15 protein-coding genes are annotated in these 24094 nt (G+C 45.7%); 7 read left to right on the forward strand and 8 right to left on the reverse strand.

What is annotated here, in order from left to right:
* Nucleotides 1-257, forward strand: a 257-nt coding sequence (locus tag PSI22_RS14610) for a hypothetical protein (protein WP_273580384.1), incomplete at its 5' end; no start/stop codon positions are given.
* A 1168-nt stretch (nucleotides 258-1425) separates the two neighbouring features.
* Here PSI22_RS14610 and PSI22_RS14615 read toward each other — a convergent pair.
* From PSI22_RS14615 to PSI22_RS14645, 7 genes are all read right to left on the reverse strand, one after another.
* On the reverse strand, nucleotides 1426-1914 hold the full coding sequence (locus tag PSI22_RS14615) for a hypothetical protein (RefSeq protein WP_273580385.1): 489 nt from the start codon (nucleotides 1912-1914) through the stop codon (nucleotides 1426-1428).
* Nucleotides 1915-2061: 147 nt separating this feature from the next.
* Entirely contained in the window at nucleotides 2062-2184 is a 123-nt protein-coding gene (locus PSI22_RS14620) for a PAAR domain-containing protein (RefSeq protein ID WP_273580386.1), read from the reverse strand.
* A gap of 208 nt (nucleotides 2185-2392) precedes the next feature.
* The gene (locus tag PSI22_RS14625; protein ID WP_273580387.1) at nucleotides 2393-3178 is read right to left on the reverse strand and encodes a hypothetical protein; all 786 of its coding nucleotides are present in this window, start codon (nucleotides 3176-3178) and stop codon (nucleotides 2393-2395) included.
* 5 nt (nucleotides 3179-3183) lie between these two features.
* Entirely contained in the window at nucleotides 3184-5049 is a 1866-nt protein-coding gene (locus PSI22_RS14630; protein ID WP_273580388.1) for a lipase family protein, read from the reverse strand.
* Between the two features lie 42 nt (nucleotides 5050-5091).
* Entirely contained in the window at nucleotides 5092-5874 is a 783-nt protein-coding gene (locus PSI22_RS14635; RefSeq protein ID WP_273580389.1) for a DUF4123 domain-containing protein, read from the reverse strand.
* Nucleotides 5871-7889 (reverse strand): type VI secretion system Vgr family protein, encoded by a 2019-nt coding sequence (locus PSI22_RS14640; RefSeq protein ID WP_273580390.1) that lies wholly within the window; start codon nucleotides 7887-7889, stop codon nucleotides 5871-5873. The genes PSI22_RS14635 and PSI22_RS14640 overlap by 4 nt, the downstream gene beginning before the upstream one ends.
* 34 nt (nucleotides 7890-7923) lie before the next feature.
* Nucleotides 7924-9675 (reverse strand): type VI secretion system baseplate subunit TssF, encoded by a 1752-nt coding sequence (locus tag PSI22_RS14645; protein ID WP_273580391.1) that lies wholly within the window; start codon nucleotides 9673-9675, stop codon nucleotides 7924-7926.
* 545 nt (nucleotides 9676-10220) lie between these two features.
* On the opposite strand from PSI22_RS14645, the gene PSI22_RS14650 reads away from it, so the two are divergent.
* Nucleotides 10221-10412, forward strand: coding sequence for a hypothetical protein (locus PSI22_RS14650; protein WP_273580392.1), 192 nt, complete (start codon nucleotides 10221-10223; stop codon nucleotides 10410-10412).
* Between the two features lie 310 nt (nucleotides 10413-10722).
* Here PSI22_RS14650 and PSI22_RS14655 read toward each other — a convergent pair whose 3' ends face one another.
* Nucleotides 10723-11325: a phage baseplate protein gene (locus PSI22_RS14655; protein ID WP_273580393.1), complete on the reverse strand. Its 603-nt coding sequence runs from the start codon at nucleotides 11323-11325 to the stop codon at nucleotides 10723-10725.
* A 747-nt stretch (nucleotides 11326-12072) separates the two neighbouring features.
* Between PSI22_RS14655 and PSI22_RS14660 the strand changes: the two genes are divergently transcribed.
* Genes PSI22_RS14660 through cdiI form a run of 5 tightly spaced genes read left to right on the forward strand, consistent with a single transcriptional unit; the run spans nucleotide 12073 to nucleotide 23940 of the window.
* Complete coding sequence (locus PSI22_RS14660) at nucleotides 12073-13779, forward strand: ShlB/FhaC/HecB family hemolysin secretion/activation protein (RefSeq protein WP_273580394.1); 1707 nt, start codon at nucleotides 12073-12075, stop codon at nucleotides 13777-13779.
* A gap of 12 nt (nucleotides 13780-13791) precedes the next feature.
* Nucleotides 13792-14331 (forward strand): toxin-activating lysine-acyltransferase, encoded by a 540-nt coding sequence (locus tag PSI22_RS14665; RefSeq protein WP_273580395.1) that lies wholly within the window; start codon nucleotides 13792-13794, stop codon nucleotides 14329-14331.
* Nucleotides 14328-21299 carry a two-partner secretion domain-containing protein gene (locus PSI22_RS14670; protein ID WP_273580396.1) on the forward strand — a complete coding sequence of 2324 codons (6972 nt, stop codon included), beginning with the start codon at nucleotides 14328-14330 and terminating at the stop codon, nucleotides 21297-21299. The genes PSI22_RS14665 and PSI22_RS14670 overlap by 4 nt, the downstream gene beginning before the upstream one ends.
* A complete protein-coding gene (locus PSI22_RS14675) occupies nucleotides 21284-23590 on the forward strand; it encodes a hemagglutinin repeat-containing protein (RefSeq protein ID WP_273580397.1) in 2307 nt (768 codons plus the stop codon). Before PSI22_RS14670 ends, PSI22_RS14675 begins: the two co-directional genes overlap by 16 nt.
* On the forward strand, nucleotides 23587-23940 hold the full coding sequence (cdiI, locus tag PSI22_RS14680; protein ID WP_273580398.1) for a ribonuclease toxin immunity protein CdiI: 354 nt from the start codon (nucleotides 23587-23589) through the stop codon (nucleotides 23938-23940). The genes PSI22_RS14675 and cdiI overlap by 4 nt, the downstream gene beginning before the upstream one ends.
* The last annotated feature ends 154 nt before the right edge of the window (nucleotides 23941-24094 follow it).

Raw genomic sequence — 24094 nt, forward strand, 5'->3', positions numbered from 1 at the left:
GTTTTTTACTATCAGAAGTAAAACATCTAAATTCAATAGACCACTCAGAAGCAAAAACATTAGAAGACAATATGGTAAAAATAAAAAAAATAATTTTTTTATACATTTTAATTTTCTCTTCCTTCTCTTTCTTTCAGGGTAGTGATTATTCCGTTTATATAATTGATACATCACGATATCTGATTCCGTACATTCTTCTATTTAACCGTTCAGCCCTAAAAGGATTTGCAGTGATTAATTCCTGTGCTCTTTCATAACCTCTCAAAGCTTCATCTCTGTCCTTCACTGTTCCTCGGTGTGCTGTTACATTAGGGTCATGCCAGAGTCCCTATGCAAAAGAATAAACTTTGTAATTGTAGATAGAACTACGAGCAAACTCGAATCTCTCATTGTCTAACAATTGATTAAGATGTTCAGCCTTCAATGCCTTAATCGCTCTTTTTAGATAAGCTAACCTATCATTATAACCAGTGAATCCTCCATTGATAAGAGTAGTCACTTTGTTAAAATCGTCATTTTTAGCTCAGTCAAAAACTGATGCTTTGTATATTTGATAAAACCCGGCCCTTGCGCGGTATAGCCATAAACCAGAAGCCATTACCGTTCCAGCCTTGTGCCACGCGTACCCAGCAGGACATGCCATCATCGGCTTTGTCGTAACGGTTCCAGTGGAAATGGTTTTTAATCGCCCCGTCTTGTAATCACTTTTCCACCGTGATCGGCTGTGTTGTTTAATAAAATAATGACTTTGTTATACATATTTTTATCCTATTTTTTAAAAAATAACCATATATTCTTAATTAATAAAAACATCTGAAAAATTATAGATAAAAGATTCGCTATGGTCAGTTTAAATGAATTAAAAAAATGATACAAATTCACTCTCTTTATCTATAATATTTTTATCATTTATTTTATTACTTAATAGAGCCTTGGTAAAATAAATCATGACTCCCCAATGGGATAAATTTTAGCTGCATTGCTGTTATTTCCATATTATCCATTCTTCTGAAAAGTTATTGCCATTGCCATTGCCATTGCCATGTCATATTAACTTATATGACAAATGGTCTGTATACTCACCCCTATTAAAATGGGATGAGTAGAATCTAAAAATTTTCAATTGATTATCTTTAGCATATTCATATATGTCATTCCTTAGAATGATATTCACATACCTATGGCTGGTTTATTTTTTTTCATACTTAATTTCCCCATTCGGATATTCAATCCATTTCCTTTCTTTATCTTCGAATGTTTTTTTAATTTTTGAGCTATCTAATTTAGGATTGTAATTGATATACCCATCATTGTTTGAATGCAACCATAGACGATATTTTGAAGTTTTTTCATTGGATGAAAATAAAATTTCAGAATATTTACCTATATACTCTTCATATTCCGTATAAAATATAGGAGCATAGTTTATTTTTTTTCAATATCTTTTTCATTTGAGTAACGTGATTCATCCATACCGTTAATATAAACTGATAGAATCCCGCTTCTAGGAAATTTTGTTTGTTTATTTGCAAGTGGATGTTGGGTATAAATAAGTCCGGTAGATATATTGACAAGTTTCCAATCACACCACCCACCGCCGTTAAGAGGAATTCTGGTGTCAAATTTATTACTATCTTTATATTGGATAGTCCATTCTATATTGGTATTCCATTGATCTCGCCCTGTGGGCATAAAATCAGAATTCAAATGTATTTTAGTACATTTTGTCGATGTATATCTTACTCTAATTTTTGGTTCAGTATTGGCAGGTATAATACCAGATACAATAATTTCTTGCCCATCATTTTTTTGATTAAGTGGGAAGTGTTCATCAAGTTTTTTGTCTAAAATTTCACTGCATCCAGTCAAAAATGGAATTAATGTGAAAACGAGAATAAGTTTTATTGTGTTCATGTTAAATTAATCCTTATTGTGTATTAAATAATAATTTAGAGCACGTTCTCCTTCAGTATGCATACCCTCAACTGCGATGGATTTTCCATTATTTTTTAAATTATCACCGTCCTCGAAAATAGGAAAAATTCCTTTGTATTTGGGGAGCTAAACTAAATCCGTTTCTCCAGAAACAGGAATGCCTTTATAAGTGTAGCCACTCACAGCAGTAACCACTTTTCCACCGTGATCAGTTGTGTCATTCAATAAAATAACGGCTTTATTAGTCATGATTTCGCCTCAGATTTGAAAGAAAATAATTATATAAATTAAGTCAAAAAGAAGATACTTCTCAATTTTTTGTCTATTATTTTACACTCTTGTAAAGAAATAATTTTATAAAAACACCATAATCCAAACTTTAATTATGCAGTTACTGTGCCTCAGTTATTTTTTAAAGGAACCTTGATATCCCTATCTTGGTTCCTAATGTTGATATTTATTTTCGCTCCCATTGGGATGTATTATTTATTTTCCAATAGTCAATTGAATCTCTGTTAAAATCCACTTTACCATCTGGGTATTCAACTCTGGATGGTTCTTTTCCTTTAGGTATAATAATTTTAGTGATTTTTGTCTCATCTAACTTTGGATTATAGTAAATATACCCATTCATTTTTTTTGATAGGGAAATTTTTGGCTCACCTTCACCATTAGGCTTAACAAAAAACACCCTTGTATATTCCCCTTTAAATTCTTTATAAATAGGAAAAAGCGTAGAGGTATAGTTAACAATGTTATTTATTTTATCCAATTTAGTTTCATTATTTTTTTTATCATCTACGTTTTCTATATGAACAGTAAGAAATCCACCTGTATTGATCTTGATTTTTTTATCAGTGATGTTTTTTTCATCATAAGAAATTCCTATTGTAATTTTACTTAGTTCCCAGTTGCACCATCCTCTTCCATTAATAGGAATTTCTGTTTCGAATCTATTATTTTTATTAGAACTAATATCCCATTCCACCTCTCTTATTCTATATTTTTTTCCACTAGGCATAAAATCCGAATTTAATTGTATCGTTGAGCATTTACTAGAGAAATACTCTGCCAAAATTCTAAGCTCAGTATTAAGTGGAGGAATACTTGAAATTATAATAGATTGACTATCATATTGTGGGTTGAGTGGAAAGTATTTATCGATTTGAGAATCAATGATTTCACTACATCCTGATAATAGTGGAATAATTGTAGTAATAAAAAAAATTTTTACTTTACTCATGTCAATTAGTCCTTATTATATTTTTCACCGTATAAAAAATAAGCAATCGCTCGTTTCCCTGATTCACTTTCTTGACTAAAGGATAAACGTGAGCCAATTTGTTGTTCCAGATTAAAAAAATACTGATAATTGAAATATTCCTCTTTCAATTCATTTTTTTGTTTATTCATCTTATCTTTAAAATTCTGCATATTTTCTTTATAAAGTACATTGTACTCAGGAATACATAATGAAACGAGTTTTTCTTTTATAAAATCCATATAAACCCCACTAAAATGGTGGAGTATGTTTTTTGAGGTTGATTTATCAGGCTGTCTATTCTTTGGAAAGAAATTGTCAATTATAGAATCTTCGGGTAATAATGATGGAATTAAATAAAAATTAAATGCTACTTTTTCGGCAATATTTATTGGGGAAATTATATTTGCAGTGGAACCATATACAATCTCCCCCTTATATAAATGGACAATTTCTCCTTGATGTAAAAATAAATCATTTGTTTTTATTTTATCGAGTCTACTAGTTATCATTGCTGCGGGTGTCAAACCCGCTGTGAGTGGCGACATAGATGTGACTATGGCAGACTGCGGAAGACTCAATGCTTCGATAGCATAACCCATAGGGTCCCAACCATTTTCAAAGTAATAATTATTCATATCTTTTTCGAAAGGTACACCAGGTACTAAATCATTCCGATTAATATGGCGATAATGAATAATGTCCTGAATTTCCATTATTGCACTGTAAGTGAATACTCTGGGCATGCCATAGGTATATAAACATGGATTGTATTCTTTTAATTGTACGCTATGAATTAATGCCAGCGCGCCCCCTAAACTATGTCCACAAATAAATATATTTCTATCTTTTGTTAGTTCCTTTATATCATCAAAAGCACTTGTTTTTCCTATGGGTGATTTATTAATTCCAACCAAAAAAGCTTTCCAAAAACCATCATGCACCCTACCTTTTCCAATGAAATCACTGGGTAGCTTAGTCGGCTTGAAATTTAAATCAGTGGTAACAGCATCTGTCCAACTAGCTGTACCTCGCCAACTGATAATCAATTCCTTGTTATTCGCGACATAAAACATTTGTGTATCTAAATCATAATCAGTATCAATAAATTCCACAACTATATAACGATCCCTGAAAGGTGCATCATACACAATAGGCTGAAAATCCTTTTTTTCAATTCGGTTAGGTAAACGAGATAAATCGAGGAGCTGTTCTTTAAAGAAATGAAAGACAGAACCGCTGTATTCTTTTGTATCTTTGTCGCCATTATCTGTTGCATTGGCATAAGCCAGTACGGACATTAACCCCTGATTATAGGCATTCACCAGCGAATATTCTTTTTGATGATGTAATAACAACACCCAAACCCGGAAAGGACAAACTTCCAATATCCAACGAGCATCAACAAATACGGCTTTAAATCCGAGGAATTTGTTATCTGGGAAGTGATATTTGGGAAGTTCTTCTTCATTCCAGTTATCAATTTGGGGTGTTTTATCGCAAAGGTCACCAATTTTAATATAGCGATAGAAGTGGCCTTGTGTTCTGGCTTTGGGTTTTACTTTTGAACCTAGCGGCCCACGTACTGTTCTTAAGGGTCTAAGTTCCATTTCATCGGTGAGTTTCTGCGCATCAATCCATAGTCTCACTGGTGTTGGTGGTAGGTTTTCCTCTCGCAATAACCCCTCGCTATTGGTAACGCCTGTACGGACATCTTTTTTATTACTTATACTAACTAATTTATAAGGCATTCCAGCCAAAGGTTCTCCTTGCTCGTCAACCAATTGAAATTCTATCCAGTGTTTCAGTATTTTTTGGCAATCAATGCAATCCGTCGGTTGTAACTGACTCATCCTTTTCTTCCTTAATTGATTATAGATAGTGGAAAATTAATCTTAAATGTCTTTATTAGGTGCAATTTTTTGGTTATCTGTAATAAAGTGTTCAACAGTGAGTTTATTCAGGTTATGTTTTTCATCTCTCGCCTGTTTCAGCCACATGACAAGACTGTTCTGCAATTGCCCTTCCGGCTCATCCAGTTTGAGCGCTAATTCGGCATTGTCCTCCCAAAGCTGGCAACTTAAGGCATAAGCCAGATTATTGAGGGTAGTATCGGCGGAATAACGCGCTTCAATAAGATGCTCGCCAAGCACAAATAAATTCTTTTTCAATTCTTGACTGCAATTTTCAGGTCGGTAATAACACTGTGGTTCAGGGGTATCTATCATCAGCTCGTTAACCGGGGCTAAGAGTTCGCGCCAGTCACCCGGTTGCAGGGCAGGCAGCAGAGGCGTGAAGATACGGTTATCCATCAAACGCAAAACAACCACACGGCCACGCAGCAAAACCTGCTGGTGTAAACGCCAGTGTTCTAACTGAAATGACCAGGGTAATGTACTGCGATAAGCCCATCCCCAACTGGTATCGCTGAGTTCATGTTTATCAAGCTGTAAGGCCACTTCCGACAGGTAATTAGCTTTAGGTTTGATAAGCCACGGGCTTTGCGCCAGCATGGCATTCATCGGCGTGCCGCTGTAAAGCGGAAAAGCCTGCTCTGTCCAGCCGTTAAGGTAAAAGAGCTGGACGGGGTTCGGTTCCGCCAAACTGTTGACCAGAAAATAACACTCCCCTCTGTCCTGATGTGCTAACCAGGTTTTCCAATCGGTAAGTTCCATCATGCTTCTTCTGCTCCGGTGATAATCCAGTTTTCTTCTTGCTGCGCGAGAATGGCACAGGGTGATTTGGCCGGAAACTCCACCGCTGGTAGCGGTGCCACGCCCTCCGGTAGTTGCAGTTCCACCCCGCGTCCGCTGCCGCCTGAGCCTTGGCCAACATTAATCGGTGAAGACAAAATCCCTCCCGGTGTCACTTTGAGAAAACTGCCGCCCACTTTCAGGGTGATTTCTGACGCCGCTTCCAGTACCACTTTGCCGCCGCTTTTCAGGTGAATTTCCTGTCCGCTGTCAATCACGGTGGCGTCGCCGGTCTGGATATGCTGGCTGCCCGCTATCCGGTGCGAGACATCCCCTTCGGTGGTGATTTTGCGTGAACCGGCGACCTGATGATGGTCATCGGCGCGGATATCGTGGTAACGGTTGTTATCGATACGTTGTTTCTGGTCATGTTTGATATGCCAGTAGGCATCGTTTTCGATATGGGCGGTAAAATCTTTCTGGCCGTGGATATAGACTTCCTCGCTGCCCTTGGCATCCTCAAAGCGTAGCTCGTTAAAGCCTTTGCCCTTGTGCGTCTTGGTTTTAAACGTGGTGCGAGTTTTCTCGGCCGGCAAATCCAATGGCGGGCGGTTCAGGCCGTTATAGACACAACCGGTGACAATCGGCCGGTCAATATCGCCGTTCAGGTAAGAGACAATCACCTCCTGCCCGATGCGCGGTATCGCCATAAAGCCAAAGCCATTACCGTTCCAGCCTTGTGCCACGCGTACCCAGCAGGACGCGCCATCATCGGCTTTGTCGTAACGGTTCCAGTGGAAATGGATTTTAATCGCCCCGTCTTTATTGACGAAGATTTCCTCGCCTTCCGGCCCGACTACCATCGCGGTTTCATCCCCGTCCGCCAGCGGTTTGTAGTGGAAAGGCGGACGCCAGTCGTCGAGGCCGTCGATAAAGCTGAACTGGTTGGAGAGCGTCGTGCCGTCGCCACCATCATGACCCAGTGCCAGCGGACAGCGCCCGTGGTGGCTGATACCGACCACCTGCCAGCGGGTATTCAACGGTGCGTGCGGGTGACTTTTGATCTCGAAGATTTTGCCCGGCATCAGTTTGATGCAGTCGCTGTTGCCGCTGCCGGTCTGTTTCTGGTTATCCAGCGCTTCATGGCGGTATTTTAAAAACGGTTTGGCCGCCGCATCTTTCTGGAAACGGCCATAGCTCTCAAAAACGGTATAAGGGGTTTGAGCCCCGAAATCACGGAAACCTTCGCTGCTTTGCATATGGGAGAGGTGATAACGCGGGTTGTCCGGGTTGTTGTCTTTGTGGAAACTGCGTTGTGGACTCATTCCGACGCCCAACCGTACCTGATAAATGGCATCCAGTCCGTGGGCGGTTTCCGGTTGCGGGTTATACACCAGCGGCAGGCCTGCCGTCATCCCCAGATGGCTGTCGCTGAAAAACAGCGTTTCATCTTCAAACCAGAAACTGATCCCTTCTTCGGCGGCCAACCGACAGAAGAAGGCATAGTCAGATTCCCGTTTCTGGGTCACGTATTCCCTGTCCTGATGCGGATCGTAGAGCTTAGAGTCTGCCCGTACCCGGTGTTTTTTCAGCAGGCTGTTTAAGAGGGTCGGCACATTTTGTTGATGATAAATCCGGCTATCCTGATTGAGGGTTAGACGCCAGAGGGACGGGCGGATGGTCATGGAATAGAGGGTTTTGTTGCCATCGGTTCCCGCCCAGTCAGCATGAGAAATGATGCCGGTGATTTTGCGTTGCAGCGTCTCTCCCTGCATGACCTGAAATACCGCCTCCTGCATCAGCAGTGAAGCCAGATCAATCTCCGGCAGCGGTTTGAACCGATTCTGATTGAGCTGGCGGACCAGCGTCAGATTGAGGGTAAACAGTTCAGACAACCCTTCCTGAAGGGCGAATTCTCCCACGGCAAAGGTGGTTTCAGGCAGGTCAGCTATCTGGCAAACAAAGCGTAATCCACTTTTTGGGGCGTTCAGTCTATTCATGCTATTTTGCTCCTTGTTGTTATTGCTTGATGAGTTACATGTCCATCCATGCCCCGTATACTTCATTGAATTCCCAAAGTAATTTTTGGTTAGGGGTATACACATCCAGCTTGACGTAAGTGGACTGGCTGACAAAACAGGCCATCGCCTGATTAATCAACCGGCAGAAACGGTACATCTCGCCCGGATTGGCGTAACAGTCCGGGTTTAGGGTAAGCAACAACAAATGCCCCCGGATGGGTCTACCGCGCCACATTCGATCGATCAGGCGTTCCTCCACGTGAAGAATGCCGTCAATGTGCTGGCGGATATGGCGACTCAACGGGCGATTGAATTCGGCATAATGATCAAACAAACGGAGGAAATGCTTCATGCCCTCCGTGGTAAACAACAACACGGGCGGGCTGGAGAGGCAGGACAGCAGCGGCCAGCCGGAATTATCCTGTAACATCGACGGGGAATCGGTGGCAACGGACGTAATATTGTGCACGCTGAGATGGGCGGGGGAACCTTCCTGCATCACGGTGATGGTGCCTTGTCCCAGTTTTATGGCGGATTTATGGTAGCCCAGGAAATCGCAGGCGACAGAGAGTGCAGGTAAGTTCCTGGCGGGTTTGCCAGTCAGATCAAAAAAATGCAACCGATGCTGAATGCGGTCCAGCAAATCACGTTCCGTGCGGAGCTGGTAGTAAAAATAGTCTGGCTCCTCCCCAGCAAGCAAATCCGCTGCAGGGGTAAACTGCTCGATAGGCAGGTAACGGTAAGGTGTGCCCCGTTGCGGCCCTTCACCGGGTTGTTGAATGACCTGAACATCGCGTAACCGGAACAATTGCACAGATTCCCCCAGCGGCAGGGGGTAGCTGTGATTTTCTGCACTCAGCGGGATAGGAGGACTTACCCGAGTTTCCAGATGAATGGCCGGGACGCAGCCCAACATAAAGGCATCATTGACATCATCCAATGGCAATTCGCCTTCGAAACGGAAAATCAGCTCAAAGGTGCCGTCCGCCTCTAACGGCACCTCACGGCAGCTACGGCTTAAATCCACAGTCATAAAATTATAAAGAGGGGGCCGTGCATAATATTCAACCAGCGTTTGTAGGCCGGCATAGGTGCTTTTTTCCGTGGGCAGCACCGGATTATCAAATAAATTATGCCAGCCATAAGGGAAACAGCTCAGTTTTCGCTGTTCGCCTTGTGTTTTCAGGCTGACATCACAGATATGCTGATCCAGCCACAGGCTTAGCTGTGCAGTCCGCCCGATGTCCGTACCAAGGAAAAAAGACAGTGGCCCACTTTGCCAGACGGGTGAAGGATGCCCCGTCTGGCAAAGTGTCAGGATGATTTCGCTGTGAGTACTGGTTTTTTTCACCGTGCGATCCCGCACCATTAAGGGTTCGATATGCAGGGGGCGGCAGGTTTTAAAGGTGAGTAACTGCCCGTTCATGTTGGTTGAAACCGGAGTGCTTGCCGGAATATCGGCAGTCCCCTGATGCTCCCCATCGGTAGGGTAGAATTGCATTACCGTCGTGGGGGGAATAGGGCACAGGGCTAACGGCCAGATACGGGACAGGATACCGTGGGTAATTTCGGGGAAATCATCCTCAAGTTTATCCCGTAAGTTGGAAATCAACAGGGCAAAGGCTTCGAAGACACGTTCAATATCTGGATCGTGGGGCGTATCCAGAATATTCGCCAGATGAGTCGATCCTTTTGCCACTCGCTGAGCCAATTCCCGCAGGTAGGTCAGCTCTTGCAGGTACAGCGATTCCTTACGGTTTTTCATGTTTCTTCTTTCTTATACATATATTCAAACTAATTACCTATCGGTATTTAATTGATAATATTTATGAATAATTTAGAGTGGGGTGTTAATTTACCTATCATACGAAAATTATCGTTAATTTAATTAATTAGTTTTAATTTTTTTGTCATTCAAGAAAAGTCTTAAAAAAATAGGAGAAGCAACCATTTGACCCCACCTTCCCCAACCGCTAACGAGTGATCAGGCCCTGAACGGGGAGTACTCTATCGCCGTGCAGAGCACATCGCGAACTCCTGCAAAAACTCAACATAGCCTCGCGCTGCTACACATTATCTGACGCACCACAGAACGGTGAACCGAAACCGACACGCGGGGAATGTTCAAAAACGGAATAACAATTGATGCGAAGTAGCCTGAAAATGATAGAAGAGGCGCGGATGACGCAGAAATCTGCACGTTCAAAAATTGAATGGTGATGGGTGTGGGCGTTATATTGAGCGGGTTTATAGCCGTTAAACTTAGAGGTTTAGTTATTAAATTAGATAAAACAATCAATTAAAGTAATCGTGCCATTGGCAAAATCCAATGGTCAGGGTTTCGCATCTCTGAGTATCCAAACACGGGTAGGATGTTTCTGCCAGTGCGTCTGCTATCGTCCTTTCAATGGCGGTTCAGGCAGGGGAGGCCTTGGCCTCGCCGGTTGGACGTTACCGGTACTGCGAACCTTGTCTGAATCACCACCATCAATGATTAATTAATGGAAGGAGTAGCAGGAATGAATAACGTTTGTGATTATTGTTTTTATGCTCATAGATATATGATTTTATTATTTGAAGTTATTACTCACTTTTCTGACATTCTACGAATAATCACCTTAAATAAGGTATTATTTTTTCAGCAGATGAAGAGCATCTAGCATCAATATGATATGTATATAATTAAAAATAGAATAAATATTTATATTTAATATCAATTAATTAAGCTTTGAATTCTATGCCCTTCACTCCTCCAAACACACATCTCCCAAAGTCTATTAAAGTCCGTTAATACTTAATGTGGTCGTGTTTTTTATTCTATCCTGTACCATCCCATCAATATAATATAAGCATTGGTAATATCGATGGCTTCTTTTTTACCAGTGCTTGATGTTGTGCCAGACACCGCGTGGCTATGACTGCCAATATCAACTTTGTGTTGGTGTTCGCCTTCAGTGCTGGTGTTATATTTATAATTATCCCAGTCACTGGAGCTGGAGCCAAAGTTACCATTTGTATCATCATAATAACCATAGCGTCCCTCCCTAGACTCCCCCCAACCGCTATCATGATAATGCGCACCGGCACTATTTGTTGTTTTTGTTCCATAATCAAATGAGTCTGTTGTGGCTAAAAACGGGTGATTATGAGGAGGGAGTTGCCCAGTGGTTAAGGTAATCGTATCATTTCCTCCTGTTGATAAAATATTTTGACCCAGCCTGATAGTTTTATTTTCACCAATGTATTTCCAGACTGTGCTAGGGAATAGGAGGTTTGGGTCTTTACTTTGAGCGAACAGCGCAACAATTCCAACGGGATATAATATATCAATGGTTACAGCATGTTTTGCACGTTCTAAAGCCAATTCATCGTCAGTTAACATTTTTATTTTGTGCTTTTTGTCTTGAATGCTCATATTGGTTCCTCATGTATTAATATATATAAATTACTAATTCAGCCAAGGAAATACTTTGGCAATAATGAAGGCGGGTTATTTCTCCGCCTGTGAACATCAATAAAAAGGTTCATCAATACTAGAGAATGAATTCAATTGGTTGTTTTATAGATTTGGCTACTTGTATGTTTACGATGTCAGGATCGCATACAATGGTGAATTGGGCATTAACAAAATCTATTCTTCTATGGCTGATTGATAGAGCTTTTTTATGAAGTCAAACTCACCAGTGCCACCCTTGTTGATTTCTCCTGTCATTACTCCCACTCGATAGACGACAATGGCGAGATAGAGTAATTTTTCTTTCCCCGAACAGGTAATTAACGTTTTAGAAAGTTACACTCAATTAAACTTTCAGCTTGTATTCTTCACTTGACAGAAAGAAATAATTTAAATGGTAGTCAATTAAGTTATATTTATTTTTGATAAATAAATGTAATTTTAATCATAAAAAGTTGTTATATTCTCTTTCAAAATATTTACCAAATATATCAAATAACCTCATTTTTTCTTTTTATATCAAATTAATAACTGTCCTGATTTGTCAGTGTTACTAATTTATCTCTTATCGTGAATATCAATATATACCCAGTGCATTGATATTTTTCCTGCCTGAAAAGTGTACCGCTCTGAACATAATCAGCACATTTTTGCTCTTAGATCTTAGGATGAGTGTTACTTTTTTGGTTACGAGATGAGATAACGAAAGTGGAAAGACGAAAAGCGCATTTTATCGGTCTGGCCTGCTTAGTTTCATTTGGTGCACAGGCTGAACAATCAACTGAACCGCGTGCTGATGAGCAGCCTTTCATTCATCAGTCACAGCAGCAACAGGCACAGCAACAAAAGCTGGATGCCCATCCGCCGGATGTGCGTTTGTCGTCACCATTATCCTCACCGTTCTCTTTGGCGTTTCCTAAAGAAGTTCCCTGTTTCCTGATACAGAAGGTGACGGTCTCCGGCCGTGAAGCGCTTCCCCATTGGGTGCCTGTACAGCGCTTGGCCGATCTTGCCAAGGATCATTGCTTGGGCGTAAGGGGCATTAATCAAGTGATGTCAAACCTGCAAAACCGACTGATTGTGCATGGTTGGGTAACCACGCGAGTTTTAGCACCTGAACAGGGTTTGAGTAAAGGCGAACTGAAATTGCGGGTTTTACCGGGAACGGTGCGGCATATCCGTTATACCGATGATTCTGATAAATACGCAACGCTCTATACCGCCATGCCGGCCAGTGAAGGAAGGTTACTGGATTTGCGTGATATTGAACAGGGGATGGAGAACCTGCAACGTTTACCCAACGTTCAGGCCAGCATGGAAATAGTGCCGGGGGAACAGCCGGGAGAAAGTGGCATCGTGATTAAGCGCCAGCAGCCCCGTTTCTGGCATATGGGTGCCTGGGTCGATAACAGCGGAACTAAGGCCACCGGGCGTACACAGGGCGGGCTGATGTTGGCACTGGATAATCCGACGTCACTCAGTGACTTGTTTTATATCTCCATGACGCGTGATTTGGCTTTCTCCAATCGCAAAAACTCGACCAATTACACTGCTCATTATTCAGTGCCCTTGGGCTATTCGCAGTTTGCGATAACAGGCAGTAGCTACACCTATGCACAAACCGTACCCCAGCTCAATGAAGAGGCGAAATATCGCGGCCGTAGCCAGAGCCTGAATGCGCAGTTAAGCCGGGTATTGCATCGCAATGCCAGTTCAAAAACCACCCTGACCTATGGAGTCAATCTCCGCCAGACTCGTAATTTCATCAAGGATACGGAAATTGAAGGCCAAAAGCGTCGCACCAGTAGCTGGAATTTAGGGCTCGATCATCGCCACTATATCGGTGCGGCGGTGCTGGATGCAGGTATTCGTTACCAGAAAGGCACCCGCTGGTTTGGGGCGCTATCTGCTTATGAAGAGCGGAATGACCGTGACAGCACTGACTATGCGACGGCGAAATCGGAAATTATCCAGCTTTCTGCTTCGCTCAACACGCCCTTTACGCTGGGCAATCAACAATTTCAGCACCGTGTGGAGTATCAGCGCCAGTGGAGCAATACCCCGCTGACGCCACAAGATCAGTTCAGTATCGGCAACCGCTGGAGTGTGCGCGGATTTGATGGCGAACGGACGCTAAGTGCAGATAAAGGCTGGACGTTGCGTAATACCTTGTCATGGCAGACGCCGTTGCCTGATCAGCAGTTGTATCTGGGTACGGATTATGGCCGGGTCGGGGGACAGGGTTCGGATATCATCATCGGCCGTACGTTGGCGGGGGGTGTTCTCGGCCTCAGGGGTAATATTCGTCCCGCTAATCTTTCATACGATGTTTCGGTGGGTACGCCGTTCTCCAAACCTGATGGCTTTAAAACTGACAACGCTCACCTAGGTTTTAGCCTGAACTGGCAGTACTGAAGGAGTCAAATCATGTTGATAGGTCAATACGACGTGCGTGCACCCCTGATTTTAGGCAGTGAAGAGAATGAAACCGAGATGTTGGGTGCAGCGACTTGGCTGTGGATGCACTCTCCTCTGCACCAGAATGCACCGCTGATTGCGTTATCTACGCTCTTGCTGCCGATGATTAAGGCGGGTCAGTATGTACTGGTGAGTCATAACGGCCAGCCGATTTTCTACCTGAGCTGGGCGCTGTTTACCGAAGAAACTGAATTACGTTACCTCACGAAACGACATGAGCACAACAGAGATCCGCAGCTACACGGCGGTGATCGGCTCTGGATACTGGACTGGATTGCACCGTTTGGCCATAGCCGAGAGATGAACAGTCTGGTCAGGCAAGAACTATTTTTACACCACTGCTACCGCGCCCTTTATCACAAAGGATCTCAGCGGGGCGCACAGGTTATCCGATTTCGCGGAAGAGGTGTCAGCCGTGAACAGGCGGCACACTGGTGGGATAGCCATCCTCTCACACAGGCATTACCCGAAAGAGGTTTTTCGCGATGAACAAGCATTGTTACCGAGTGATTTTCAATAAAACCCGTCAGATGTTGATGGTGGTTTCCGACCTTGCGTACAGTCACACGGCAGGGCAGTCACGTGGCGAAATGTCTTCACATTCATCGCATTCTGCCAGCGTATCGCTGATACCGCTGGTATTGGGGATTTCATTGGCGTTAGGGCTAGTCAGTACTTCGGTGCAGGCGGGGATTGCGGCAGACAATAACGTGCCCAACCCGCAGCAGCCTTCCGTCATTTCCTCAGCGAATGGAGTGCCACAGGTCAACATCCAGACGCCTAACAGTGACGGGATTTCCCGTAACCAGTACAGCCAATTTGATGTAGATAAACGAGGCGCGATCCTCAACAACAGCGGCGTTAACACTGAAACGAAACTGGGAGGCTTGGTCACAGCCAACCCGTGGCTGGCACAAGGTGAAGCCAAGGTTATCTTAAATGAAGTTAACAGCCGTGATCCCAGTCAACTGAATGGTTTTATTGAAGTAGCCGGGAAACGCGCGGATGTCATTATTGCCAACCCCGCAGGTATTACCTGTAGCGGCTGTGGTTTTATCAATGCCAGTCAGACGTCACTGGCGGCAGGGCAGGCAATTCTGGAAAATGGCCGCCTGAAAGGGTTTGAAGTTAATAAGGGTATCATTTCCGTCAACGACAAAGGAATGAACGATGCACAGAGTGATTACACCCGCCTGATTGCCCGTGCCGTCAATATCAATGCCAAACTGCATGCTAAAGATCTGACCGTGACGACAGGTCGTAACCGCGTCGATGCACAGGGTAACGTGGTGAAAATTCATGCCAGAGATAACGCGAAGGAACATGAGTTCGGCCTTGATGTAGCAGCGATTGGTGGAATGTATGCTAACAAGATTAAGCTGGTCGGAACAGAGCAGGGTGTGGGCGTGCGCAACGCGGGGCAACTGGGTGCGCAGGCGGGTAATCTGACACTTAGTAGTGAAGGTGAACTCACCAACAGCGGGGTTATCACTGCCTCTACAGATGTCACTATCCAGAATCAGGGTAATTTAACCCATCAGGGTGATATCACGGCAGGTCAGGATATTTTGATAAAAACTCGCGATCATCTTGATAATCAAGGCCGGATACTTGCAGGTCGTCATCTTGAAATGAAAAGTACTTCGTTACATAGCCAGTCAAACAGCGTATTGGCGGCGGGTGTCGATAGCCACGGTAAACTGACTCAAGCGGGAAATCTGACGATCAAAACTCGCAACACGGCCGAGTTAAATGGCCAAAATCTGGTGCACGATTATTTATCCGTTGAGGCGAAAACGGTGTCATTCAAAGGTAGCCAGACCGCTGCTGATAATCTGCAACTGACCTCCAATACACAGTTAAACTTGCAGAATTCGAAAGTTAGCGCCCGTAAAAACCTCACTCTGGTTGCACCAGTGCTGATTGATAACCTGCGCGGTGAGCTGAGTGCGGAAATCTTGACCTTCAACAGCCAGAAACTCCTGAATAATTGGGGACGCATCACCCAGAGCGGACAGCGTTCATTGTCGCTTAATCATCAGGCCGGCATTGAAAACAATGATGGTTTGATTGCGTCCAATGGGCAGGATTTGATCCTTAAGGCCGATACCATCTCCAGCCAAAACGGTACGTTGACCCATGCTGGTCATGGCGTGCTGGATATCAATACCACAGAGTTTCAGGGCAAAAAAAGCCGTTTACTGTCTGACGGCCAGCTTAAACTGGGAGGCGGTGACTATCACCTGAACGATAGCCAGATTTCGGCGCAGCATATTACGGCTCAGGTTCAATCACTTTCCCATCATCAGGGAAAAATGACTCAGACTGGACAAAATCCACTGACTCTCAGGGTACAAAAGTCATTGGATAACCGCGGCGGCAAAATAGCCGCCAATGGTACGGTGGATATCAGCGCCGACGAACTCAATAACCAGCAGGGCAGCATCATTGCGGCTGAGGATGGTCAGCTTAAAGTTAAGCTGAAACAGAGTCTGAACAATCAGTCCGGTAAGTTAATGGCGTCGAAGCAGACCGAGCTATCGGCTTCAGCCATCGATAACCAACAGGGGCAGATTGCTTCCTCGTCAGGGGATATCACCTTGACCACTCAGCATCTGGCGAATACCTCCGGTAGTATCGCCGGGCAACAAAGACTGAACCTGAAAACGCAGGGTATCAACAATGAAAAAGGCCAAATCCGTGCGGGTACAGTGGATATCGAGACGGCTCAACAGTACTTGAATAATACTGATGGACTGATTGCGGCCGAAAAAGCCATGACACTGTATAGCGGTGAACTGTTAAACCCGCGCGGATTGATACAAAGCGGGCAGGATTTGACCGTGAACACACACGGACAGCGCTTGGATAACCGCGACAGTGGCAAACAGGGTGGTTTGTTCAGCCAGGGAGCTATGATCCTGAATATTGGTGAGCTGGATAACCAGCATGGCCAAATTGAAGGCCATGACAGCCTGTCCGTAACTGGGGAAAAAGTTTCTAACCAACAGGGACAAATTCTGGGCGGGAAAGACAGCTTACTTACATTGGCTCACCTGAACAACGATCAGGGCTTGTTGCAAAGTGGTGGGAAGCTGATGTTGCACACGCAATCTCTCAGTAACCGTAACAGCGGAGATAAGCAGGGTATCACCAGCAAACAGGTACTGGAACTGGAAACAGGTGATCTGGATAACGAAAAAGGCGTGATGGTGTCGGCTGATCGTCTTCAAATAAATGCCGCTCAGATAAATAATCAACAGGGATTACTGGCGGCACAGTCGATCTTAGACCTTAGCAGTCAGGCACTGAACAATCAGGCCGGACGTATTCAGTCCACACAGGCGCTGTCCATCGATACACATGGTCAAGAACTGAATAACAAGGACGGCGTACTCAACAGTCAGGATGCTCTCACCGTCAATAGCGGGGATGTCATTAACCATAACGGCATATTACACGGTAAATCAGGGGTCACGCTGACCACCAGACAACTGGATAATCAGAAGAACGGCAAGATTTTCAGTGAGCATAGGTTCCAGCTTACAGCGGATAAATTCCTGAACGTACAGGGACAGATACTGGCACTGAACCATCTTCAGGCTGATGTAAAAGATCATATCGATAACACGGCAGGATTGATGCGCAGTGGTGGCGATATCCGCCTGACTACCCGGCACATCAATAACCAACAAACCCGGCAACCTGATAAAGGTATAGACGGTAAGAATATCGATATCACCGCTGACACACTGGATAACAGCGAAGGACAACTGGCAGCTACTGGAAATGCGGACTTGAAACTGAGCTCAGTACTCAATAACACCAAAGGGCAATTGCAGGCCAACCAGCAGCTCACGGCGCAAGGGAAGAAACTGATCCTCACCAATACCGACGGTGATATCAAAACTGGGGAAAAACTGGTAGTTGATGCGAAATCTATCACAGGGAACGGTAAATTGCGCTCATTGGGCGATATCACCCTGACATTACTGGAAAAATTTATCCATACGGGCGAAATCATTGCCAACAACCGCCTGACGCTGGACATTCAGGGCGATATCCTCAACCAGGGTCTGATCAGCGCCGCGACACTACAAGGCAATGCTACCGATCTGACCAACAGCGCAACCGGCAGGATATTGGGCAATGCTCACCAGTGGAACATCCAGCAGACATTGAACAATTACGGTCTGATCGATGGTACTCAAACCTATTTGCAGGCGCAGCACCTGAATAATCAGGGGACTGGGCGCATTTATGGCGACCATATCGCCCTTGGTGTCAGTAAACTGGATAATCTGGCAGAGGGGGGTAAATCAGCGGTGATTGCCGCTCGCAATCGGCTGGATATTGGCGCGGGCGAACTCAATAACATGGCGCACAGCCTGCTCTACAGTGACGGCGATTTATCTATTGGTGGGCAGCTCGACAGCCAGCAACACGCCAGCGGCAAAGGGAAAATCCTCAACAACCACAGTTCCAGCATTGAAGCCACTGGCGATATGAGGCTGGCGATGGCTAACATCAATAATCTCAACGACCATTTTGAGACTGAACTCCGGCAAATATCGCAGGAACCCGTTGAGGAATATCAGATTGATGGCCAGCGTTATAATGTCAAAGAGCACCAAATCCGTATCCGAGATAATGAGGTAGATGAGATTAGTGTTGATGGTATGGAGTGGCAGGATAAATTCCAGCACCTGAAATACACGCGCACGATAGAGGAATCCCGCGTAAAAAAAACTGATCCCGCCAAAATTCTGGCAGGTAAAAACCTGACGATCGATACCACAGAACTGAAGAACGATAAAAGCCAGGTAGTGGCAGGCGGTCAGCTTACGGTGACGGGCGGGCGTATCAACAATATTGATGTGCCGGGAGAACACCACATTATCGATAAAGGGCGTATCGAGTATTTTTGGCGTAACCAGAAAAAAGGCAAAGATAATCAAGGATGGAAACAAGAACCGTATGTCCCCCCTACGGAAATTCAGACCATCACCCTGAAGCCCAGTACCGTTCAGGAACAGCAGGGTACTGTGACGATGAATGGCCAGCGTCCTGACAAATATCAGGGAGCTACTACGCAAATTGCACAACTGAACAATGGTCAAATCGATGCAGGTTTTGCCAGCGGTGACGCCAAGGTCGCAGAAACTGCCTTGAGACCCGGCCAGCGCTGGGAAGTCGTGAGTCAGCAGCCCACGGCAAACGGTGAAAAGCCGCCGTTGATCCGCACCGAAATGCCTGATTACCATTTGCCAGATAACAGCTTGTTTAAGCTGCATCCTGCACCGGACAGTCAGGTACTGATTGAAACCGATCCGCAGTTTACCCAACTGAAAAAGTGGTTGGGTACGGATTATATGCAACAGGCGATACGCTGGGATCATAATAATGTACACAAGCGTTTGGGGGATGGCTTTTACGAGCAGCGCTTGATCCGTGAGCAGATTGTCAACCTGACGGGTAAGCGCTATTTGCCGGGGCATCAGAATGACGAAGAACAGTTTAAGGCGCTGATGAACGCGGGTTTGCGCACCCAGAAAATTTTCGATTTGGCACCCGGTGTGGCACTCAATGCCGAGCAGATGGCCAGACTGACCGAAGATATGGTATGGCTGGTCAATACCACCGTGACCCTGCCAGATGGCAGCCAGCAAACGGTGCTGGTGCCGCAGGTCTATGTGCGTACCCAGTCGGGTAAACTGGATGGCAGCGGTGCATTGTTAAGCGGCAGTCAGGTCAATCTACAATTAACAGGTGACCTGCTCAATCAGGGGCGGATTGTTGGACAGGATATTCATATGCTGGCCGATAATATCCGTAATCAAGGCGGCCATCTGCAAGGGGATAACCTGGCTTTACAGGCAAGAACCGATATGGTTCAGCGCGGTGGTATGATCAGTGCGAAAAACTCGCTGAATATCAAAGCAGGCAACAATATTGATATCGCCAGCACGACTCGCTCCGGCGACAATCAGGCAGGCAATAACCGTTTTAGTTCCACCTATGTAGATAATGTGGCAGGTCTCTATGTGCAGGGCGCGGATGGCAAACTGCATCTTCAGGCCGGTAACGATATCACCTTGTCAGCTGCCCAGTTGGGGGCGCAGGGGAAAAACAGTGACATCAGGCTGGCGGCCGGGCGTGATATTAAGCTCGATACGGTCAGAACCTCCCGCTATGAACATACTGAGGCGGGCAGTGACCACCGTATCACCCGTACTCAATCAAGTGATGTGGGCTCGTCGGTCAACAGCACAGGTCAGATTCAGATGTCGGCAGGACGTGATGTCAATACCAAGGCTGCCGAAATGATCGCGGGCAGCGCCCTGCAAGTCAGCGCCGGACGTGACGTGAATATTCTGGCGGGCGAGCAGCAGCAGAGTCACGATGAGTACCACAGGATCAAGGGTAGCAACAGCCTGGTGTCATCAAAAACCACGACGACCCAGTACCAGTTTGACCGCACACAGGCACTGAGTAGTACCCTGAGCGGTGACACCGTGAATGTTCAGGCTGGCAAAGACATCACCGTGGGTGCCAGTAACGTCGTGGGTACACAGGATGTCACGCTGGACGCCGGTAATAACCTGAATATCACCACCGCCAAAGAAACCCATCACGAGTCTTATCGCAAGGAAGAGAAAAAATCCGGCTTGATGGGAACGGGCGGGATTGGTTTCACCGTCGGTTCTGCAAAGTTTACACAGTCGAATAACAGCGATGACGTGCTGCATAAAGGCAGTACGGTGGGCAGCAGTGCGGGGAACGTCACCCTGACCGCTCAAAATCAGGCTACCTTGCACGGTAGTGATGTGGTGGCTGGAAAAGATATCGCCATTCAGGGTAAAGACGTTGCCATTACGTCGGCGAAAAACAGCCATACTGAATTAAACAAAACTGAACAGAAACAGAGCGGCCTGACACTGGCGCTCAGTGGCACGGTGGGCAGTGCGATAAATACGGCGGTTCAGGCCGTTAATGAAGCGAAGGAGAGCAAAGACAGCCGGATGCAGTCCCTGAAAGGCACGCAGGCGGCGCTGTCCGGTGTACAGAGTTATCAAGCATGGGAAATGAGTCAGGCCAAATCCGCCAGTGCTGATGCCATCAACCAGACCGATGGCAAAGCCGCGAAGCCCAACGATGTGGTGGGTATCCAGCTTTCCTACGGCAAGCAGTCTTCGGAATCAGAAACCCGCCGTGAACAGACCGATGCTCAGGGCAGTACACTGAGTGCCGGACGCGATATCCGCATTACTGCAACGGGAGACAAACAAGTTCAAAATAGCGGGGGTGATATTCAGGTTCAGGGCAGCGCACTGAAAGCCGGCCACGATATCGAGTTGGAGGCGAAACGGGATATCGTCCTGAAATCAGCAGAGAAAATACCCAGACTACCCGTGGTGAAAACAGCAGTAAAGGCGGTAGCGTGGGTGTCGGACTGACTGTGGGTCAGGGTGGGACAGGGATTAAATTCTCGGCCAGTGTCAATGCTGGCAAAGGGCATGAGAAAGGCGATGGCGTCACCCATACCGAAACCCTGATCGATGCGGGTCATCAGGTGAAACTGAAATCAGGGCAGGACATTACGCTCAAAGGTGCGCAGGTCAGCGGTGAACAGGTCACGGTACAGGCCGGCCGTAACTTACATCTGGAAAGCGAGCAGGATAAAAACAACTACGACAGCGAGCAGAAAAACGCCAGTGCTGGCACCAGCTTCACTTACGGTTCGATGAATGGTTCATATAGTGCCAATGCCAGCCGCGACAAGATGCACAGCAAATTTGATTCGGTGAAAGAGCAGACAGGGATTCTTGCGGGCAAAGGCGGGTTTGATGTCAATGTGAAGGAGCACACCCAGCTTGATGGTGCAGTCATCGCGAGTACGGCCGACAAAGACAAAAACCGTCTGGAAACGGGGACGCTGGGTTTTAGCAATATCGAGAACCAGGCGGAATACAAAACCGAACACCAGAGTGTTGGTGTCAGTACGGGCGGAGCTATTGGCAGTCAGTTGGTCTCCAATATGTCGTCGAATATGCTGGCAGGCACCAACAAGAATGACAGTCAATCCTCGACCACTCATGCGGCGGTGAGTGACGGCACGATCACCATACGTGACTCTGAAAAGCAGAAACAGGACGTTGCCAGCCTGAGCCGCGATACCGACAACGCCGCCAATGGCCTGAATCCGATTTTCGACAAGGAGAAAGAGCAGAAACGGCTGGAGCAAGCGCAGGCTATTGCCAACATCGGCACACAGGTACTGGATATTTACAATACCCAAGAGTCTATCACCGCAACGAAGAAAGCCACTGAAGAGCTGAAAAACCCGCAAAAACTGCAACAGCGGAAAACTGAAGCGGAAGCACAACTGAAAGCAGAAGCCGGACGTAAAAAGGAAAGCGGTGACATTTCTGCGGAGGACATTGCGGACAGGGCGTACAAGCTGGCCTATGATGCCGCTATTCGCGACCAAAAAGCTGACATCGGTGGAGAAAGACGTCAGGCAGTTACGGCCGTCGTCACGGCGCTTCAAGGGCTGGCGGGCGGCGATATTAAAGCGGCGATAGCCAGTGGTGCGGCACCTTACCTTGCCAATGGCGTGAAACTGCTCACTTATCAGGGCAAGGAGCACTACGATGATCTGACGCCGGAGCAGAAAGCGACAAACCTGCTGGCTCATGCCATTCTCGGCGGTGTGATCGCCGAGATAAAAGGCGGCTCTGCCACAGCGGGTGCAACGGGGGCAGTCAGCGGTGAACTGGCAGCATCGGCGATAGCCAGTGCACTTTACCCTGATAAGAAACGGAGTGAATTGCCACCGGATGAGAAGGAAAAAATCAGTAACCTGTCTACACTTGCTGGTGGGATAGCCGCAGGGCTGGCGACGGATTCCACAGCGGGTGGGGTGGCCGGGGCGCAGAGTGCTAAGAATGCGATTGAGAATAACTTTTTGAAGCACAGTGACTTTGGTGGGCTGGCGAATTATGGACAGACGCAGGGTTCATTAGCTAACAAAATGATCCAAGAGGGTGCAACACCGGATGAATTGTCAGAAGCCTTGGCGAAGCAAGCGAGAGGCACACACCCGGAAGGGCAAGATCCGGCGAAGGGACTGATTGTGGCGTGGGGGAACTTCTTCGGTGTGCCGTTGGATGTGGTGATGTCCAATGAGAAAATGACGCCGGAGAAAGCCGCTGAAATTGTGAGCAGCGGCATTCCGACCAGTGAAGGAAAGGTGATGCAGTATGTGGCTGCGAAGACCTTTTTGGTACTGGCTAAAAACTCTTATCCTGATGGGATCAATTTTAATCTAAATCAAAAGCATCATCTGACTGATTTTGATGGAATATCTAAAAAAGGAGTAAGTGGTACACACAACGCTGACGTGTTTAAGCGAACAGCATCGGAGCAAGGAATTAAGGTTGTCAGCGAAACGCCAAGTAGTGTCAAAGGCATTACTCAAATTGAGTATAAGATTCCATCAAAAGATAGGGAAGGAAATGTCACAGGACATAAAGCACAAGTATTGACGAAAACAGTATATGACCCGAAAATTTTCACTGATCAGAAAATGTTGGAACTGGGTCAACAGGCTGCTTCCAAGGGTTATGAAAAAGCTATTTCTCAAGGCCTGCGTGAGTATGAATCGACAGCCGGTGGTGTTAAATTCCAAGTTTATTTGGATAAAGAAACAGGTAGAGTTATGAACTTTTTCCCGGTGGCGCAATGAATAGTAAACGTCTTTTCGAAAAAATAGACTATGACAATGACTCTGAATGGGTGATGAAAGAGTTTTTTAATTCTCTATATACCCAAGATAAATTTTTATGGGCTTTACCACATATTCTGAAAAAAAATGGGTGTGGAGTTAATGAAACCTATTGCATTTTTCCGAATTTAGATGATCCCGATCCAGAATATCATTTTGACGGCATTACGTTCGGTGTATGGGAGGGAGAAATTATCGTGTCTGAATCTGTCGGTTTTGAGTATGTCAGATTGGCCTGTGAAAAGTATCTTCAACTACATCCGGAAGATAAAGACAAAGTAAGTGCATTACTAGCCAAGTTACCTTGTTAACATCAAGATCCCAGCCTAAGTGCTGGGATCTTGATGTTAGCCATCAGCCGTTCTCAGCCAGCCGGATGATCAATTGCCCGGCCTCGCTGATAATGGTGATCGCTTGTCCGTGGTAAATCCCAGTACAGCTAGCCAGACCCCTTAAACTTCACAT

This window comes from Xenorhabdus aichiensis, assembly GCF_028598775.1.
Lineage (GTDB): Bacteria > Pseudomonadota > Gammaproteobacteria > Enterobacterales > Enterobacteriaceae > Xenorhabdus > Xenorhabdus bovienii.

Coding starts and splice junctions, on each gene's coding strand:
- PSI22_RS14615 (WP_273580385.1), bottom strand. CDS start 1,914: ATGAACACAATAAAACTTATTCTCGTTTTCACATTAATTCCATTTTTG.
- PSI22_RS14620 (WP_273580386.1), bottom strand. CDS start 2,184: ATGACTAATAAAGCCGTTATTTTATTGAATGACACAACTGATCACGGT.
- PSI22_RS14625 (WP_273580387.1), bottom strand. CDS start 3,178: ATGAGTAAAGTAAAAATTTTTTTTATTACTACAATTATTCCACTATTA.
- PSI22_RS14630 (WP_273580388.1), bottom strand. CDS start 5,049: ATGAGTCAGTTACAACCGACGGATTGCATTGATTGCCAAAAAATACTG.
- PSI22_RS14635 (WP_273580389.1), bottom strand. CDS start 5,874: ATGATGGAACTTACCGATTGGAAAACCTGGTTAGCACATCAGGACAGA.
- PSI22_RS14640 (WP_273580390.1), bottom strand. CDS start 7,889: ATGAATAGACTGAACGCCCCAAAAAGTGGATTACGCTTTGTTTGCCAG.
- PSI22_RS14645 (WP_273580391.1), bottom strand. CDS start 9,675: ATGAAAAACCGTAAGGAATCGCTGTACCTGCAAGAGCTGACCTACCTG.
- PSI22_RS14655 (WP_273580393.1), bottom strand. CDS start 11,325: ATGAGCATTCAAGACAAAAAGCACAAAATAAAAATGTTAACTGACGAT.
- PSI22_RS14665 (WP_273580395.1), top strand. CDS start 13,792: ATGTTGATAGGTCAATACGACGTGCGTGCACCCCTGATTTTAGGCAGT.
- PSI22_RS14670 (WP_273580396.1), top strand. CDS start 14,328: ATGAACAAGCATTGTTACCGAGTGATTTTCAATAAAACCCGTCAGATG.
- cdiI (WP_273580398.1), top strand. CDS start 23,587: ATGAATAGTAAACGTCTTTTCGAAAAAATAGACTATGACAATGACTCT.